We start from the raw sequence: 19,205 nt of genomic DNA, 5'->3' as shown, positions 1-19,205 counted from the left end.
TCTAATTTATTAGATCGCTTTGGGTTATATGGTCAAGTGACTAAGCGTACACGGTGGATGCCTTGGCAGTCAGAGGCGATGAAGGACGTGGTAATCTGCGATAAGCGTTGGCGAGTTGATAAACAAGCTTTGACCCAACGATTTCCGAATGGGGAAACCCACCGGCATAAGCCGGTATCCTTTACCTGAATACATAGGGTTTAGGAGGCGAACCCGGGGAACTGAAACATCTAAGTACCCGGAGGAAAAGAAATCAACCGAGATTCCCCTAGTAGCGGCGAGCGAACGGGGACCAGCCCTTAAGCAATTTTGGTGTTAGTGGAACACTCTGGAAAGTGTGGCCATAGTGGGTGATAGCCCCGTACACGAAAACACCTTTATTGTGAAATCGAGTAGGACGGCACACGTGAAATGTTGTCTGAACATGGGGGGACCATCCTCCAAGGCTAAATACTACTGACTGACCGATAGTGAACCAGTACCGTGAGGGAAAGGCGAAAAGAACCCCGTTGAGGGGAGTGAAACAGAACCTGAAACCGTGTACGTACAAGCAGTGGGAGCCTACTTGCTCTTTATTGAGCGATGGGTGACTGCGTACCTTTTGTATAATGGGTCAGCGACTTATTTTCAGTGGCAAGGTTAACCGAATAGGGTAGCCGTAGCGAAAGCGAGTCTTAATAGGGCGCCGCTCTTTTTAGAGTAACAAGTCGCTGGGAATAGACCCGAAACCGGGCGATCTATCCATGAGCAGGTTGAAGATCAGGTAACACTGATTGGAGGACCGAACCCACTGTCGTTGAAAAGCCAGGGGATGACTTGTGGATAGGAGTGAAAGGCTAATCAAGCCCGGAGATAGCTGGTTCTCCTCGAAAGCTATTTAGGTAGCGCCTCTTGTATCACCATCGGGGGTAGAGCACTGTTTGGGCTAGGGGGTCATCCCGACTTACCAACCCCATGCAAACTCCGAATACCGATGAGTGCAATCAAGGGAGACACACGGCGGGTGCTAACGTCCGTCGTGGAAAGGGAAACAACCCAGACCGTCAGCTAAGGTCCCAAAGTAATAGTTAAGTGGGAAACGATGTGAGAAGGCCCAGACAGCCAGGAGGTTGGCTTAGAAGCAGCCACCCTTTAAAGAAAGCGTAATAGCTCACTGGTCGAGTCGGCTCGCGCGGAAGATGTAACGGGGCTCAAACTATTCACCGAAGCTACGGGTTCAACAGTTTACTGTTGAGCGGTAGAGGAGCGTTGTGTAAGCGGTTGAAGGTGTGCCGGGAGGCATGCTGGACGTATCACAAGTGCGAATGCTGACATGAGTAACGATAAGGGGAGTGAGATCCTCCCCCGCCGGAAGACCAAGGGTTCCTGCGCAACGCTAATCGGCGCAGGGTGAGTCGGCCCCTAAGGTGAGGTCGAAAGACGTAATCGATGGGAAACAGGTTAATATTCCTGTACCCCTTTTGACTGCGACGGAGTGACGGAGAAGGCTAGGCCAGCACGGTGATGGTTATCCGTGTTTAAGGTTGTAGGCAAGGGTCTTAGGTAAATCCGGGTCCCTCTTTAATAGAGAATGCCGAGAACTGATGACGAACCAGCTACGGCTGGGAAGTGGTTGATGCCATGCTTCCAGGAAAAACTTCTAAGCTTCAGGTCAAAAGGGACCGTACCCCAAACCGACACAGGTGGTCAGGTAGAGAATACCAAGGCGCTTGAGAGAACTTGGGTGAAGGAACTAGGCAAAATGGCACCGTAACTTCGGGAGAAGGTGCGCCGGCTAGGGTGAAGGACTTGCTCCGTAAGCTCTGGCTGGTCGAAGATACCAGGTGGCTGCGACTGTTTATTAAAAACACAGCACTGTGCTAACACGTAAGTGGACGTATACGGTGTGACGCCTGCCCGGTGCCGGAAGGTTAATTGATGGGGTTAGACTCTCTTTTAAGAGAATCGAAGCTCTTGATCGAAGCCCCGGTAAACGGCGGCCGTAACTATAACGGTCCTAAGGTAGCGAAATTCCTTGTCGGGTAAGTTCCGACCTGCACGAATGGCGTAACGATGGCCACGCTGTCTCCACCCAAGACTCAGTGAAATTGAAATCGCTGCTAAGATGCAGTGTATCCGCGGCTAGACGGAAAGACCCGTGAACCTTTACTACAGCTTCACAGTGGATCTTGATGTTTTGCTTGTAGGATAGGTGGGAGGCTTTGAAGTGTGGACGCCAGTCTGCATGGAGCCAACCTTGAAATACCACCCTGGCAATATTGAGGTTCTAACCCGGGTCCTTATCGGGATCGGGACATTGTGTGGTGGGTAGTTTGACTGGGGCGGTCTCCTCCCAAAGAGTAACGGAGGAGCACGAAGGTTGGCTAAGCACGGTCGGACATCGTGCGGTTAGTGTAAGGCACAAGCCAGCTTGACTGCGAGACGTACATGTCGAGCAGGTACGAAAGTAGGTCTTAGTGATCCGGTGGTTCTGAATGGAAGGGCCATCGCTCAACGGATAAAAGGTACTCCGGGGATAACAGGCTGATACCGCCCAAGAGTTCACATCGACGGCGGTGTTTGGCACCTCGATGTCGGCTCATCACATCCTGGGGCTGAAGCCGGTCCCAAGGGTATGGCTGTTCGCCATTTAAAGTGGTACGCGAGCTGGGTTTAGAACGTCGTGAGACAGTTCGGTCCCTATCTGCCGTGGACGTTGGAAGTTTGAGGAGAGCTGCTCCTAGTACGAGAGGACCGGAGTGGACGAACCACTGGTGTTCGGGTTGTGTCGCCAGACGCATTGCCCGGTAGCTAAGTTCGGACGGGATAACCGCTGAAAGCATCTAAGCGGGAAGCCCCCTTCAAGATGAGACTTCCCTTGGCCTTCGAGGCCACATAAGAGACGTTGAAGACTACGACGTTGATAGGCTGGGTGTGTAAGCGTTGTGAGGCGTTGAGCTAACCAGTACTAATGACTCGAGAGGCTTGACCATATAACGCCAAAGCGATTTGGTGCCATGCACTAGAGAGTGTAAAAGCAAGAATAAAGCTTATTTTACTGACAACGTTCCAGACGTTGTTCAGCATTTCCTCCATCCTTGGAGGTCAGATTTTGGATTCCGGAAGCTAGCTGAACAGCTAACTTCAACCAGTTTTGCCTGGTGACCATAGAGCGTTGGAACCACCCGATCCCATCCCGAACTCGGAAGTGAAACGATGCATCGCCGATGGTAGTGTGGGGATTCCCCATGCGAGAGTAGGTCATCGCCAGGCACTCATTAGAAAACCCTGATAGAGAAATCTGTCAGGGTTTTTGCTATGTGTGGAAAAAAGTACAAAGAAGACGAACCCGTGTAAGAGCAGGTCATCGCCAGACAAATATTTAGAGAAGCCCGATAGATAAATCTGTCGGGCTTTTTGCTTTCTGCGGAAAAATAATAAGCGCATATAAGAAAGCATTACCGACAATGTGGTTAACAATTCTCTATGAAAGATAGAAAACCCTAATGAGTAGGGTTTTTACTGTGTTTAGAAAAAGATCAAAATCAAAAAAGAATTAACGGGCAGTGACCTAAAACATCTAAATATCTTGATAAAGGTCAACCTGATTTCGAATCGCAAAATGTAACATTCTCTCACAATAATCTTGAAGTCATTACCTGCGCAGGTGTCTCTATAAACGTCAGAAGTATGCTCTTATCCTCAGGGGGAAGTTATGAGTAAGGACGATAAAAAGAGTGAGTGGGGGCTTATTAATAAGCTATTGGTCGGGATTGCTATAGGTATAGCTATTGGCTTGTTTGCCAATGAATCGGTCATGGGTGTGATTGGTTCGTTCAAGCATATTCTTGGGCAATTTATCTTTTTCACTATTCCGCTAGTGATAATTGGTTTTATTGCTCCGGCTATTACACGACTACGGCATAATGCTAACAAAATGCTCGGAGCTGGAATCAGTATTGCTTACCTCTCAGCGGTTGGTGCCGCTGTTATGGCTTATGTAGCAGGGCTTTTGATTATTCCACATCTTTCTGTACCTATGTCTGTAGAAGGATTACGTCCACTGCCTGATGCTGGGTTTCAGTTGAATATTCCACCGTTAATGTCGGTTATGACGGCACTGGCAACGGCCATTTTGCTGGGCATAACCGTGTTGGGTACCAAAGCCGAATCCTTTGAAAGAGCGCTCAATGAGTTCGAAAAGATCATGATGATGGTTGTGAAAAAAATGGTTATCCCGGTATTGCCATTTTTTATAGCGACTACCTTTGCTGGTCTGGCTTATCAGGGAACATTGACTGAGCAGTTACCTGTATTCCTGAAAGTTGTAGTGCTGGTTCTTCTTGGCCATGCTATCTGGCTTGGTGTGTTGTATAGCATTGCCGGGGCGATTTCAGGCAAGAATCCGTTGGAAGTCATAAAGCACTATGGACCGGCTTATTTAACAGCAGTGGGTACCATGTCCAGTGCCGCTACACTGCCAGTGGCTCTGAGCTGCGCCCGTAAATCAAAAGTGCTGACCAAGGACACTGTTGATTTTATGGTTCCTCTGGGCACAACCATTCATCTATGTGGATCTGTGCTGACTGAAACCTTCTTTGCCATGGTAATCTCTCTCATGCTGTACGGTGCATTACCAGGCTTTGGCACAATGATCACATTCATTCTGTTGTTTGGTATTTTCGCCATTGGAGCACCGGGTGTACCTGGTGGCACTGTAATGGCATCAATGGGTATTGTTGTTGGTGTTCTAGGTTTCGACCCGGCAGGTGTCGCCTTACTGCTGGCTATTTTTGCTCTGCAGGATAGTTTTGGCACCGCTTGTAACGTGACCGGAGACGGTGCAATAACCCTGATGCTGGAAGGTCTTTTCAACAAGAATGGCGAACTCGCCGCAGCTGCTTCCGAAACAACTACGAGTGTTGTAGCCGGAAATACAGCTTCCTGATATAAAAAGAAGCCGGAAGAGTGCAAACTATTGTTCTGCACTCTTTTTTTTGCCTTAAGAAACTGTTTCTGCAGAGATAATTGACTAGGGAGAAAGGCTTTGAAGATCGTTGTTTATAACAGAGAAGCCGGTGATAAATGGGAATCGGCGGTCAGACAGGCTTTTCCCAAAGCCGATGTTCGGCAATGGCAAAATAATCAGGAAACAGGATGGCTGGCTGACTATGGCGTTATCTGGCAGCCACCCATTGAATTCTTCAAAGAGCAAACCGCTTTGAAAGCTGCTTTTAATCAGGGAGTAGGCGTTGATCATCTGATCAATATGGAGGGGCTTCCTGAAAATCTTCCGATTTATAAGTTGCGCGGTGTCGGCATGGAAAAGCTGATGTCTGATTATGTGGCTTATGGCGTTATGCACTTTTACCGCAGCTTTGATGTTTATCGTCGGCAACAAGCAAATAATGTCTGGAGAGGTTATAAAATTCCTGACCAGTCCCAGTGGAGCATTGGTGTACTGGGACTTGGCACGATTGGAAAAGCCGTCGCAACTCACATGAGAGATCTGGGCTTTCCAGTGAATGGCTGGAGCCGAAGCAATAAGAACATTGACGGTGTCAGAACGTTCACGGGCGATGAGGGCTTACAGGAACTGCTGGAACATTCAACAGTGCTGGTTTCGTTATTGCCTGCGACAGACTCTACTTATCGCCTGCTCAATAAGGACTCATTGTCTCGTCTGCCAGAAGGTTCCATCCTGATCAACGGTGGGCGAGGCTCAGTCATTGATCTAGAGGCCGTCCAGAGCCTGCTCGATACAAAACATCTGCGGGGAGCAGTACTGGATGTGTTTGAACACGAACCTCTGGATGAAAATCACCCGCTATGGCAGTACGAACAGGTGATCATTACACCCCATATTTCAGCGCCGACCCCAAGGGAAAGGGCAATGGAGCAGATTGCCACCTATATTCAGCAGTTTGAAAAAGGCATCATGCCAGACCCCGTTGATCGATCTTTAGGCTATTAAACTGGAACTCTGGGAACGAACCTTTACAATACCGCCTTCACGAGATTAAGGGTTTTATTATGGCGATTAACTGGTTTCCCGGGCATATGCACAAGGCTCGAAAGGAGATCAAAAAGGTAATTCCGGAAGTCGATCTGATCATCGAGGTTCTGGATGCCCGGCTTCCTTTCAGCAGTGGAAACCCACTGGTGCCATCCCTGCGTGGAGATACGCCCTACATCAAGGTGCTCAATAAAAGCGATCTGGCCGATCCGGTGGTGACCCAGCAGTGGCAACAGCACATGGAGAAAGAAAAAGGCGTAAAGGCTATTGCCACCACCAACAACCAGCCTGACAAGGTGCGCGCTCTGTTGCCTCTGGCTGAAAGCATGGTGAACCGAAATCTGGAGCTGAAGCCGCTGCGAGCCATGATTCTGGGGATTCCTAATGTGGGCAAATCCACCATGATCAACACACTGGCAAACCGGATTATTGCCAAAACCGGTAATGTGCCCGCAGTGACCAAGCAGCAACAGCGTATCAAACTGCCCAATGGTATGATCCTGCTGGATACTCCCGGCTTTTTATGGCCAAAGCTGGAGCCTGAAGCCTGTGGATATCGTCTGGCAATATCCGGAGCGATCAAGGATGCCGTTATTGAGTATGAAGATATTGCTTACTTTGCGGCCGAGTACTTTTTAAAGGCTTACCCGGACGCTCTGAAACAGCGCTTCCAGATTAGTGAACTGCCTGATAATGACATAGAGCTGATGGATGTTATTGCCCAGCGTCGTAACTGCATGCGTCGTGGAGGCATTGCCGATACTCATAAGGTGTCTGAAATTCTTCTGAACGAATTCCGCAGCGGTGGCCTTGGTCGCCTGAGTCTGGAAACACCAGACATCATTGAAAAAGAGATGGAAATTCTTATGGCGAAGAAAGCCGAAGAAGAAGAACAGGAAGACGCAAAGAAAGCACCCCGTAAAAAAAGACGATAGTCTTTTAACACCGATTTCTGAGAAAAAGGCTGATGGACAAACAGCATCAGCCTTACTTCCTTTTCCCAGTCATGTTACGTTTACCCCTGAAAAAAATAATAATAAAAACAGGTTCTGTCATGTCTTTGTTTCTCAAAACAAGGTCGCCAAAACAACGGTGGCTTGTTCGTGTCCTTCTGCTGGTTCTTGCCTTATTACTGATTCTTGTTCTTTGGAGTGTTAACACGCTACGGAGTAGTTTGCCGGTTCTGGATGGTGATGTCTGGGTACAAGGTGTTGATGACCCGGTTATTGTTGAACGTGATTATTATGGGGTTCCCACGATCACAGGTAATAACCGGACAGATGTCGCTTTTGCTACCGGTTATCTGCACGCTCAGGAACGCTTCTTTCAGATGGATCTTGGACGAAGAAATTCCGACGGAGAGTTATCCGAACTGGTTGGTTCAATTGCACTGGAACACGATAAAAAACAAAGGAAACATCGCTTCAGACTGGTTGCCCAGCAAGCAGCGCAGCTCCTCTCAGAGAAACATCAAAACATCCTTAATGCTTATACCCGTGGCGTCAATGCCGGCCTGACAGATCTGGGTTCCAAACCTTTTGAATATTGGTTACTGAATGTTAAGCCACAGCCGTGGCTGAATGAAGATACTTTTTTAACCGTATTCAGCATGTATCTGGATTTAAACGACGGTGATGCCCATCTGGATAACACCAAGGGGTATCTGGAACAAGTTGCTTCCAGAGAGGTCATTGAGTTTCTGTCACCATTGCCAACACGCTGGGACTCGCCCCTTGTTGAAGATAACCTTTTGGCTCCTGCCCTGCCAGCTTCTGATCAGGTCAACCTTCGCAGTAAACCATTAATGACTTATAAACACCTGACAGGAGAGCGTTTTGAAGATGCTGTACTGGGTAGCAATAACTGGGCAGTGTCTGGTGCTCTCACAAGCCATGGTGGTGCACTGGTTGAAAATGATATGCATCTGAACCACAGAGTTCCCAATGTCTGGTACCGGGCACAGTTTCGCTATCCTCATCCAGAAGACTCTCTGAAAGAAGTGAAGATAACCGGTGTCTCTTTGCCCGGCACTCCCATCATTGTTGTAGGCAGTAATGGTTCTGTTGCGTGGAGTTTTACGAACAGTTATGGCGACTGGGTTGATCTGATTTCTCTTGATATGGAAGGGAATGTTTATCAGACCCCGGAAGGCAATGAATCTTTGTATCAGTGGTCAGAAACCATTGCCGTCAAAGGTCAGAAACCTGTCACTGTTGACTATCAGGCTACCCGCTGGGGACCAGTGGTTGAATCACTGTTTGGCAACACATCCTATGCATTACGCTGGACGGCACACAATCCCAATGCAACCAATCTCAACTTGATTGAGTTGGAATCTGCAACAACAGTAGAGCAGGCGATGACGATTGCCAATGCCAGTGGTATTCCCCCCCAGAACTTCACCGCAGGAGATAGCAAAGGCAATATAGGATGGACGATTGCAGGGCGAATGCCCTCAAAGCTTGAATTGGATTCCACATACCCTGTTCCTTGGGCTCAGGCAGATGCTCAGTGGTCACGTTGGTTGACACCGGAAGAGTATCCGGCAGTGATGAACCCTGAATCGAACCGGATATGGACCGCAAACGCCAGGGTGGCTTCAGGGGAAAATCTTAAGAAACTTGGCAATGGAGGTTATGCTCCGGGCCCAAGGCAGCTACAGATTCGCAATGCTCTGATGGGACTGGATCAGGCCAATGAGGCAGCGATGATGACAATTGCTCTGGATCACAGGGCAATCTACATGAGTGAATGGCGCAATTTGGCTATGAAAACGCTCACTGAATCTGCCAGAGCTGGAAATAGAAGTCGTCAGTCGTTTTATCAATATCTGTCTGAATGGTCTGGAAAGGCTGGGGTTGATGATGTTGGCTATCGTCTGGCGCGGGAACTTAACGACAGTGTGATGCTTAAAATTCAACAGTCTCTGGGGCGTTACTTCTATTCTCTTTCCGGACAAACACTGCCAGAAAGCACTGCTTCGGATTATGATGATGGCTGGATGCAGAAGTTAAACCATGATGAAGAAATGATCTGGCGACTGCTGGACGAGCGTCCATTGCACTGGTTAAGCCCAAAGTATGAAAGCTGGGATGATCTGCTGCTTGAATCCATTGATGATGTGATAAGAGACCTTGGTGGTGAAACAGCGCTGGCCCGGGCGACTTGGGGTCAGCGCAATACGGCGAAAATTAATCATCCGCTCAGTTCAGCCATTCCTGTTATCGGGCAGTGGCTGAACATGCCAGCCGTACCTTTAACGGGTGATCTATGGATGCCCAAGGCACAGCAACTATCGTCAGGCGTTTCCGAGCGAATTATTGTTGCTCCCGGGCGGGAAGAGGATGGTATTTTTCATATGCCCGGGGGGCAGAGTGGTCACCCATTGTCGCCTTTTTACAACCGGGGCTATATGGACTGGGTGAAGGGTGATAAAACACCGTTTTTACCGCAGAAAACATTGCACACCCTGACGCTTCAGCCTCGTTGATGATGTTCCGAAAACGTCATTTCAGCCCCCGGAGTGAACTGCCTGTGAAAGTCATCGCGGTAGGCTTCTGGCAGTTCTCTGGATAGTGTAGCGGTCATGGCAAAGTGTCCTTCATCCATTGTCAGACCCATGGGTTTTAGGAGTCTATTCACATCATCCATAATACCCTGACGGCGGAAGTTTATGTCTGATGGGTTGGTCAGGCCGTCGCAGTTAATCAGAAAACGGACTCTTTGCCATCTGGATTGTTTGTTAACCGGGTCGCAGTTGAGCATGACCGCAAAGTTTTGCAGATCGCTCAGCCACTGCTCACGCTGGCGATAAGGGGCGTCAATGTCGGTATAGAACAAAATCCGATCTGATTCACCCGGATCAAGCTGAGCCATTGTGTAGTCTGTTCCTTGCGATGGCAGCTGTGTAATATCGCCAGCATCAAATCTTTTAGCCAGCCGCTGGCGGGCAACCAGAGAGGCTTCACTCTGGCTGACGGGTTCACTGGCCATAATATCAATCGAGCCGGAGTTGAATGGCAATTGTTTGTATGAGTTATCAGAAGCCTTAACATGGCCGTTTAACTGGTAAGATGTTTCTACCCTTTGTATCATCTGATCGCTGTTGCGGCCGTAGACTACTACTTTTTGTGGAGCCGTTGAGTTATCGGCTTTCATCTCTATTGTTTCGTCAGAGGATAAATGCTCGGTAGCAAAAGCGGTTGGGGCAATATCGAACTTATAAGGCTGAAGAAACTGGTTAACTTTTAATGGGTCGCTCGCGTTGTTTTCGAGATCTTTCATAAACTGAACAGCGAAATGGCGTACATCCGGTGACGAAGAGCTTGTTATTGGCTTCAATAAATCTGTTGCGCGCTGTATTTGCCACTCCTGAACGGTCGCGTCATTGCTGAACCTTGCAATATTCACCACATAGTTAGCTGCTTTTTTATTGGCTGCCAGAGTTTTCAGGTTCATGGTTTGTTCTGCAATAGTTTGGCAGGTATTAGCCAGACTCATTCGAACGAGACGACTATGGGATGAAGAGCAATGGGACAGTTCATTTTCCATTGATTCAGCGATTTGAATCAGCTTATCGGTGTCGTTTGCTTCGGCATACTGCTGGCCAAGCTGGCTGTAAGCATTGCAACGCCAGTCTGCCAGATCTTCGTTTTGTTCTTTCTGTTGTCTGTCCAGTTTGTCGATGAGTTTATGGGCGGACTCTCTGGCTTGTGGGGTGTTGTTCTGTAGAAGGGTATAAACGAGATCCTGTGAACGTGACACGACAAATGAGCGGGCACTCTGACTCACCCCAGCCAGCAGCCTTGCCAATGTAATGCAGGCTTTAACGGTGGTGATATGTTTTACCGTGCGCTCAGACAGTGCCGTAGGAAGCCTCTGAAGCTGGGAGCTGGTGCCTAAGTAAGACTTGCCTTCCTGAGCAGAGACGCTGGAGCTACGAAATCGGGCATTTCTATTTTCGGGCACTTCGGGCTGAGTAGACGAAAAACCAGCGACACTTTCGCTGGATGTTGAGCGCCTGAAAACCATATCACTGTCCCTGCTATTTATTAGGTAAATTCACTTTTCATAATAAAGTTAAGCAGTTAATGGTATGTGCGGCTAGGAGGCTGCCCGGTAGGTAAGCCGGAAAAGCACAGGCTGTGCTTTTCCGGAGATAAGGCTGTTTAATGCGAAGCCTTGGGTCTAATTCCCCGCAGCTTGCTGCGAACTACTCAAGAGCTAACTTGATACCCCGGAGCTTGCTCCGGGGTAGTTCATTTGGATGCAATCAGTTCGCTGCGCGGCGGATACGTCTTATGCACATAATCTTCGATCATCTGCTTGTACTCTTCTGCGATGTTCTCGCCCTTGAGCGTTTTGACCTTTTCACCATCGACAAACACCGGTGCTGACGGAGCCTCTCCGGTGCCGGGCAGGCTGATACCAATATTGGCATGTTTGCTTTCGCCCGGGCCGTTTACAACACACCCCATTACCGCGACTTTCATGTCCTCAACACCGACCCGTTCATGTCGCCATGTGACCATTTTGGTACGCAGGAAGACATCCACTTCGTCAGTCAGAACCCGGAAGAACGTGCTGGTTGTACGGCCACAGCCGGGGCAGGCGGTCACTTCCGGTGCAAAGCTGCGGACTTCCAGTGCCTGAAGAATCTGTTGAGAAACAATGACTTCGCGGTCTCGACTGCCATTGGGTTCCGGCGTCAGAGAAGTGCGAATCGTATTGCCAATACCCTGCTGCAGCAAAATACCCATGGCGATACTGGATGCGACAATCCCTTTGCTGCCCATGCCGGCTTCGGTCAGCCCCAGATGCAGGGCGTACTGACAGCGGTTTGCCAACATCTGATAAACGCTGATCAAATCCTGCACACGGGACACCTTGCAGGAGATCACAATCTTGTTGGCTCCCAGACCGCGTTCAACCGCTGCATCAGCACTGGTGAGAGCTGACAGCACCAGTGCTTCGTGCAGGATTTCCTGAGAAGGCTTCGGGTTATCGGATTTGGCGTTTTCATCCATCAGGCGGGTAGACAGTTCTTTATCCAGACTGCCCCAGTTCACGCCTATACGCACTGGTTTGTCGTATTTGATGGCAACGTCGATCATGGCGTTGAAACGATCGTCTTTCTTATTGCCAAAGCCAACATTACCCGGATTAATGCGATATTTGTCCAGCAACCGGGCGGTTTCGTCGTATTTGGTCAGCAACAGATGGCCGTTGTAGTGGAAGTCTCCAACGATAGGAACCTGATAACCATCGGCGCGCAACTGACGGTAAATTTCGGGCACTGCCGCGGCGGCTTCTTCTGTGTTAACCGTTACCCGAACAATTTCCGAGCCGGCGTCGGCCAGCAGTTTGATCTGGGCCACGGTCTTTTCGACATCTGCGGTGTCCGTATCGGTCATGGACTGAACGACCACTGGGGCATCACCTCCCATGGTGATGTGTCCAACCTTAACTGAATGGGTTTGATGGCGTGGGCCCATTTAGCTGAATCCTCCTAGGGTACAAGTTTTAGAGAGTCGTTAATTTCACCAAGTTTATCACTAATCCGCCAAAGCGTATGGATTGTTATAAAACCTGTCCAAATTGGCTGAAGCCCTTCGGTTTTGTACGGTTTAGGTACAAAACACGATCAGAATAAAAACCGTACTGGTGTACTGTTACGCCAGTACGGTTTTTTTGGATTGAAGTCATGCCTGACACCCAGTGGAATCAGCTTACAGAACTGTTGCATAAACAAAGTAATGCCGGGGACCTGGAAAAGCTGTTAATGATCTTGCTGGCACCTGAAGAACGGGACTCTGTGGCTTCCCGCCTGTCTGTTCTGAAAGCGCTGTTAGCCGGTCAGCAGTCCCAGCGACAGCTTGCTGCTGAGTTGGGTGTGAGCATTGCCACAATCACCCGAGGATCGAACAACCTCAAGTCGCTGGATGCAGCGGATAAAGAATTCCTTATAAAGCAGTTTGGAATGAGCAAATGAGTGAAGCAATACTGACGGGCGCGGAAGCCCGTGGTCAGAAGCGTGGTGCATCGGTGCTCGGAGGCGCATTGATTGTTGCCGGAACCAGCATTGGTGCAGGAATGTTCTCCCTGCCGGTTATTACCAGCGGTGCCTGGTTTGGCTGGTCTCTGGTTATGCTTCTGATCGGCTGGTATTGCATGTATAGCGCCGGACTGTATTTGCTGGAAGCCAACCTTCGTCACCGGGAAGGTGCCAGTTTTGACACCATGGCACAGGCAACATTGGGCAACACCGGACGCCTTGTGAACGGTCTGGCCGTTGGTTTTGTCTGCTATATCCTGACTTATGCCTACATTTCCGGTGGTAGCTCCATTATTGCCCACACTTTGCAGTCGGTCGCGGGTCTCAATGTGGATTCCGAGGTGGCCGGTACTCTGTTTGCACTGGTACTGGGCTCTATTGTGGTATTTGGCCCGATGGCTGTGGATAAGGCCACCACGGTTATGCTGGGTGCCATGGTGATTGCTTTTCTGTGGTTCAGCGGTGGACTGATGGGCAGTGTTAGCACAGAGAACCTGTTTAACGGTTTGCCATTGTCTGAAAGCAGCCCGTTTGCCCTGAGCATGATCTCCTTTATTGCGGTCAGCTTTGGCTTTCAAACCTGTGTGCCTAGCCTGACCGGTTACATGAAGCGCGACAGTGGCAGTCTGAAATCAGCCATTCTGATCGGTTCAGTACTGACGCTGGCTTTTTATCTGGTATGGCAGCTGGTGATACTGGGCAATCTGTCCCGTGATCAGTTCCCTGCTATCATCGCAGACGGTGGCAATATTGGTGATCTGGTTCTTGCGCTGGAGCAAACCGGTCTGAACATGAGCACTTCCAAGATGTTACAGCTGTTCTCGCATCTGGCTGTGGCGACTTCTTTCCTGGGCGTGTCCATGGGTTTGTTTGATTACATCGCCGACTTCTTTGGCTTCAGCAACGATTTACAGGGACGACTGAAAACGGCTGCAGTGACTTTCGTTCCTCCAACCGTTCTGGGTGTCATGCTGCCAAACGGTTTTATTGCAGCGATCGGTTTTGCAGGTATTGGTGCGGTGACGTTTAGTGTGTTGTCGCCTGTGTTGATGGCTTTGAAAGGTCGCTCCGAACGTGATGAGTTTCAGGTGTCCGGCGGCAAGCCAAGAGTCGCTCTGGTGTTCGGCTTTGGTCTGACCGTGCTGGTACTGGAAGTGGTGAACCTGATGGGAATGTTGCCAACCTTTGGCTGATTCACAGCCTTCTCTGTGAACTATTCTCCAAGCCTGATATGGCGCAAGGTGTATCAGGCTTTTTTGTGCTTTCATGGAAGTTCGTCAAACCATGAAACCGGGGGTCATTTGATGGCTAAAGAAACGACCGTTCGTGCCCGTATCGATGAAACCTTGAAAGAAGACGCCGAGGCAGTGCTTAAGGAACTGGGCATTAGCACGTCTCAAGCCATTAACATTTACTTTAGCCAGATAGTCCTTCGGCAGGGGCTGCCATTCGATGTGACCCTTCCTGACAGAAAAAAAGCAGGGAAGTCATCCTGACTCTCTTTTTATGCATGACAGAGACTCACTCTTTTCTGTGTTTCTTCACAACCGACAAAAACACCTAAACTGAAGCCGTACAGAAAACCATCCATGGGGCAGCCGTTCCCTGCTGCATGGTGATGAACAATGTTGCTGATGGTCTATAACCATGAGCCAAAACACATTTTCATTCATAGACAGTGAGCCTTTGCCATGACCGCTCTTTTCAAAACCAGACAAAACAAACACAGCGCGTCTGGCGTGCAATGGATTGAACTGGACAATGGTTACAGGGTGTGGACGCTCAGGGTTGGCTGTGGTGCCGTAAAAGTATTGACGTTACATGGTGGCCCCGGATGCTCCCATGAGTATCTTGAGTGTTTGGAAGAGTATCTGGTGCCTGCGGGCATTGAAGTTATTTTTTATGACCAGCTGGGGTCGTGGTGTTCTGACCAGCCCGATGACGATTCGCTCTGGCAGCTGGATCGTTTTGTGGATGAAATCGAGCAGGTTCGCAAGGCACTGAACCTGGACGGCTTTTACCTGTTTGGTCACTCCTGTGGAGGGCTGTTTGCCATTGAATACGCCCTGAAACACCAGGCCCACCTGAAAGGACTGGTGTTGAACAGCATTACCGGCAGTCTTCAGTCCTATACCACCCATATCAACCATATAAGGGAACAGTTACCCGAAGCCGTCCTTGAGCAGATTAAGTGGTTTGAAGACAAAGATGATCTTGATAATGAAAAATATCAGGGACTGCTTGACGATTATATCCACCGGCAATACACCTGCCGATTGCCAGAATGGCCGGATGCCCTGAACCGGGCATCTGAACATACGAATCATAGAGTCTGCAACGCAATGCTGGGTAAAAACGAGTTCATTCCAACGGGTAATCTGCTGGGCTGGAATCGCTGGAATGAGCTGGCTGAAATAAGAACCGCAACGCTGGTGATAGCGGGACGTTACGACACCATGTCACCGGACGACCAGAAACAGATGGCTTCCATCATTCCTCACAGCAGGGTCGTGATCTGCGATAACGGCAGTCACTGTTGTATGTGGGATGACCCGGAGAATTATCGTCGGGCATTACTGAGTTTTTTCGAGGATGTGGAATCCGGGCGTTTATAGGCTGGCCTCTAAGGTTTCTGTCGTGCAGACCGATTAAACAGGCAGATACCGGATAAAGGTTTCATCCATTCCACCTTTATCTCCCACCGATCACACAAGGGGCACAGGGACGTGCGAATGTTTTCGGGAACCAGTCTGCGAACAAAATGCCTTGTTCGCACAGCGTTAAGCACAGCTGCTTTTTTAGCTGTCACTTCACCAGTCAATGCAACCAATCTCAGTCAGGGAAGTGTCCCCTATAAACTGGCAGTTAACGATTCCAGTGTCATTATTGTCAGTGAAGACCTGACGGCAACAGGTGGTGATGCAGTGATTACCCTTAACGCCATGTCTGGTGGGATTCACATTCAGCAGGGCAATACGATTGATGCAAACCCTGGTCCTTTTGGTTCATCTCTCAATCCTTCTTCAGCTACTGTTTTCATCGATGAAAGCGGCACCCTGACAGGAACACTGAAGAATGAAGGCGAGATTCTGGACGGTGTTTTTATCTCGGGTAAATCAATACACCAGTCGGGTACGGCCTATTGGAGCCTTGGACAGGATGCTGGCAATCAGGCGGATTTGCAGGGTGGCTATGTCGTGCTTGAGGGTGGTGTCACCGAGGTGATGAACGACCATGCGGTACTGATTGATGATCACTCCAGCATAGATTTTGTTGTTGCCAATGGTGCATTAATGTCATTAGGAAATGGCAGTGCAGCGGTTCACGTGACAGAAAATGCCCAAATCAGTGATGGCTTTGTTATTAATGGAACCCTGAGTGCGCCTCAGGGGCGGGGCATTGATATTGCCGGAACGGCAAACGGTGATCTGGGTATTTCTTCAAGTGGTGTTCTTTCCGGAGCCGGGGGGGGAATGTCTGCTGGTGCAGCATTGCTGGTGAGCGGTTCTTACACCGGCCTCTTGGATAATGACGGTGATATTGAGGGTGGCATTTTTATCAGCGGTTCTTACACTGGCACCTTTGATAATGACGGCGATATTAAGGGAGGCATTTTCATCAGTGGCACTCATGAGGCTACCCAGGGTGCGGCTTATCATGCTCAGGGTTCGCTGAATGATCCGGCTACACTGTCTGGCGGCTATACCACGGTTGATGGTGGTGTTTCCCGGTCTACCAATGATCACACGATTTATCTGGATGACAATTCGATCACGGACTTTGTGGTTGTAATGGGGCAAAAATCAGTCACTGAACTCAGCACCATAGAAGCGACTGCAAGCGATAAAAGTGCAGTGTATGTGGAAAATGGTGCCCAGTTGGGTGGCTTTGCCGGTCGTACTGACAGTGACGCAGCCATTATCGTCAAAGACGGTGGCACGATAAAAGCGACGGGGGCTGACAGTAGTGCAATTACCGTTCGCGGTGACCTGACTGGTAAGATTCATGTCGATAACGGTTTTATCACCGCAGCCAGTGCCACGGATGTTGCACTGGATTTTACCACCTCAAACAAACCAATGATGTTTGAGCAGATTGGGGATAACGCCAAAACCACTGGTATTATTTCTGCCAGTGCCCAGCATCTGAACGACTGGGCAGCGTTTCGTGGCGGTAGCTACGAAGGTGAAACCATTCAGAATGTTGATCATCTGGTTGTCAGTACCATCACCAAAGGCATTACCATGTCGGGCAATTTTACCCTGCCTGCCCAGACAACGATTGAACTGGTAAAACAGCAGCAGCTGGACGACCAGGGTCAGGGAGTGACGGACAACAATAATAATCCGGTGTATGAACTGAACAGCAATGCGCTGATGACTGTGTCAGGTCGTTTGAATGCCATGGAAGCAGGCAGCAATATTCAGTTCAAGCCAGCCTCGGCTACCGAATACAAGCTGATGAAAAGTGGTGCATTATTGACTCTGGTTGACCCGGGCAGTATTGACGGGGGATTAGCCGGACGGGTGACGGTCGATTCAGGCAGTTTTCTGATTGAGGCTACAGAAGTAGTGTCTAGTGCGGGGACACTGCAGGTGCAGATTAAATCAAGGGATGCAGCAAGCGTCAAGCAATCCGTAATGAAGTCCGGAGCCGGTTCCCGGGCTTCTGAAGTCCTCGGTAATGCAGTGGATGTTATCAATGCCGCAAGCTATGCAGATGCCACCAAGGGGAACAAGCTGTTTGCCAAGCTGAATTCAACCAACTACGACGTTAAAAAACTGTCTGAACAGGTTCAGCCACGTGTAGCCGGTGAAGTGCAGAAGTCAGCCCAGGGGGTTGCCAATACGGCCCATAACATTGTGTTTAACCGGATACACGGCTTGCGACGTGGTATCAGTTACGGTGACCAGTTTGTGGACGGTTCAGTCTGGGGACAGATGTTGTATAACAGCGGTAAGCAGAGCAAGGTTGATAACGAACATGGTTTTGACAGCCAGACCTGGGGTATCACCCTGGGGGCTGATGCCGAGATCGACCCTGCTGTCCGAATGGGACTCGCCGTTTCACTGGTACGCAGCACGGTGGATGGCAAAGATGGAAGCACCAATAAGAACTATGGTTATCTGGGAACCTGGTACAACAGCTGGAATGCCCGTGGTTATTTTGTTGATACCATGCTGTCCATGGGTAATACGCTGAATGATATGACCAAAACCGTGGACGGTTATCGCATTAAAGCTGACTTCGAGGTAGATCAGTGGGGTGTAAGAGTTATTGGTGGTAACAACTGGCGCATAGGTAACTGGACCATTTCTCCGCAGACAGAGTTTAACTATGGCTTGATAAGAGTTCAGGACTACGATGAAAAAGGCGACAGTGGTTTTGAGCAGAAAATCCAGAGTAAAGACTACAATACCTGGGAGCTGGGTGGTGGCATGAAGTTCAATGGTGAGTACTGGTTCCGCAGGGGCGTGATAAAGCCCGAGTTGACCTTTATGGGTTATTACGATTTTGGCACCGACGGGGTGACTGTTAAGTCCACCTATCTTGCCGGAGGAAATTCGTTCATTGTCACCGGGCCTGACCGGGATAAAATAAGGCTGCATATGGGGCTGGGACTGGGTCTACAGCTGAACAATAGCTGGACATTCCAGACCGGTTACAACTACAACTGGAAAAAGAATTTCCATTCTCACAGCTTTACGGCCAAAGCACGTTATGAGTTCTGATCCTTTCTCTTTTTTTTATAGCAGCATACACTGGTTCTGACCTAACCTAAGTTAACTTAATAAAAACCGGACGGGCCGAGCATGATTAAACTGTGTGCTGTCGATGAGCTGACCAATCCGGGCAGCAAAGGCTTTCACAACGAAAAAGGGCATCTGTTTGTAGTACGTCAGGACGATAACGTTTATGTCTACGAAAACAGCTGCCCACACCTTGGTATTAACCTGGAATGGCACGAAGAACAGTTTCTGGATTCCGAGCAGCGGTTAATTCAATGCTCGAACCATGGTGCCCTGTTTCTGATTCACAATGGCGAATGCATTGCCGGGCCTTGCCCCGGAGAGAAGCTTAACCCGATTCCGCACGAAATCCGGGAGGGAGTGATTTATCTCCCGTAGCCCGGACAGTCAGTATTGATGCAGCAGG

General features: G+C 49.3%; 12 protein-coding genes and 2 rRNA genes. 12 read left to right on the top strand and 2 right to left on the bottom strand.

What is annotated here, in order from left to right:
- Window positions 1-30: 30 nt before the first annotated feature.
- The 6 genes from EZMO1_RS24650 (at window position 31) to EZMO1_RS24625 (ending at window position 9,485) form a co-directional block, all read left to right on the top strand.
- Window positions 31-2,972 (top strand): 23S ribosomal RNA (locus EZMO1_RS24650).
- Between the two features lie 164 nt (window positions 2,973-3,136).
- Window positions 3,137-3,252, top strand: a 5S ribosomal RNA gene (gene rrf / locus EZMO1_RS24645).
- Window positions 3,253-3,694: 442 nt separating this feature from the next.
- The gene (locus EZMO1_RS24640) at window positions 3,695-4,927 is read left to right on the top strand and encodes a dicarboxylate/amino acid:cation symporter (protein ID WP_051790220.1); all 1,233 of its coding nucleotides are present in this window, start codon (window positions 3,695-3,697) and stop codon (window positions 4,925-4,927) included.
- A gap of 99 nt (window positions 4,928-5,026) precedes the next feature.
- Window positions 5,027-5,953 carry a 2-hydroxyacid dehydrogenase gene (locus EZMO1_RS24635; RefSeq protein WP_034877681.1) on the top strand — a complete coding sequence of 309 codons (927 nt, stop codon included), beginning with the start codon at window positions 5,027-5,029 and terminating at the stop codon, window positions 5,951-5,953.
- Window positions 5,954-6,012: 59 nt separating this feature from the next.
- Window positions 6,013-6,930, top strand: coding sequence for a ribosome biogenesis GTPase YlqF (gene ylqF, locus EZMO1_RS24630; protein WP_034877682.1), 918 nt, complete (start codon window positions 6,013-6,015; stop codon window positions 6,928-6,930).
- A gap of 119 nt (window positions 6,931-7,049) precedes the next feature.
- Window positions 7,050-9,485, top strand: a complete 2,436-nt coding sequence (locus EZMO1_RS24625) for a penicillin acylase family protein (protein WP_051790223.1) — start codon at window positions 7,050-7,052, stop codon at window positions 9,483-9,485.
- Here EZMO1_RS24625 and EZMO1_RS24620 read toward each other — a convergent pair.
- On the bottom strand, window positions 9,473-11,026 hold the full coding sequence (locus EZMO1_RS24620) for a hypothetical protein (protein ID WP_034877683.1): 1,554 nt from the start codon (window positions 11,024-11,026) through the stop codon (window positions 9,473-9,475). The genes EZMO1_RS24625 and EZMO1_RS24620 overlap by 13 nt on opposite strands.
- Before the next feature lie 227 nt (window positions 11,027-11,253).
- Window positions 11,254-12,489, bottom strand: coding sequence for a flavodoxin-dependent (E)-4-hydroxy-3-methylbut-2-enyl-diphosphate synthase (ispG, locus tag EZMO1_RS24615; RefSeq protein WP_034877684.1), 1,236 nt, complete (start codon window positions 12,487-12,489; stop codon window positions 11,254-11,256).
- A gap of 209 nt (window positions 12,490-12,698) precedes the next feature.
- Between ispG and trpR the strand changes: the two genes are divergently transcribed.
- From trpR to EZMO1_RS24585, 6 genes are all read left to right on the top strand, one after another.
- The gene (gene trpR, locus EZMO1_RS24610) at window positions 12,699-12,986 is read left to right on the top strand and encodes a trp operon repressor (protein ID WP_051790226.1); all 288 of its coding nucleotides are present in this window, start codon (window positions 12,699-12,701) and stop codon (window positions 12,984-12,986) included.
- On the top strand, window positions 12,983-14,242 hold the full coding sequence (locus EZMO1_RS24605; RefSeq protein ID WP_034877686.1) for an aromatic amino acid transport family protein: 1,260 nt from the start codon (window positions 12,983-12,985) through the stop codon (window positions 14,240-14,242). Before trpR ends, EZMO1_RS24605 begins: the two co-directional genes overlap by 4 nt.
- 111 nt (window positions 14,243-14,353) lie before the next feature.
- Complete coding sequence (locus EZMO1_RS24600; protein WP_034877687.1) at window positions 14,354-14,545, top strand: type II toxin-antitoxin system RelB/DinJ family antitoxin; 192 nt, start codon at window positions 14,354-14,356, stop codon at window positions 14,543-14,545.
- 195 nt (window positions 14,546-14,740) lie between these two features.
- The gene (locus EZMO1_RS24595; protein ID WP_034877688.1) at window positions 14,741-15,664 is read left to right on the top strand and encodes a proline iminopeptidase-family hydrolase; all 924 of its coding nucleotides are present in this window, start codon (window positions 14,741-14,743) and stop codon (window positions 15,662-15,664) included.
- A gap of 117 nt (window positions 15,665-15,781) precedes the next feature.
- A complete protein-coding gene (locus EZMO1_RS24590; RefSeq protein WP_034877689.1) occupies window positions 15,782-18,781 on the top strand; it encodes an autotransporter family protein in 3,000 nt (999 codons plus the stop codon).
- Between the two features lie 81 nt (window positions 18,782-18,862).
- A complete protein-coding gene (locus tag EZMO1_RS24585) occupies window positions 18,863-19,177 on the top strand; it encodes a Rieske (2Fe-2S) protein (protein ID WP_034877690.1) in 315 nt (104 codons plus the stop codon).
- The last annotated feature ends 28 nt before the right edge of the window (window positions 19,178-19,205 follow it).

The organism is Endozoicomonas montiporae CL-33, from assembly GCF_001583435.1.
In the GTDB taxonomy this organism is placed as follows: domain Bacteria; phylum Pseudomonadota; class Gammaproteobacteria; order Pseudomonadales; family Endozoicomonadaceae; genus Endozoicomonas_A; species Endozoicomonas_A montiporae.
This window is presented reverse-complemented; position numbering and strand designations above follow the sequence as displayed.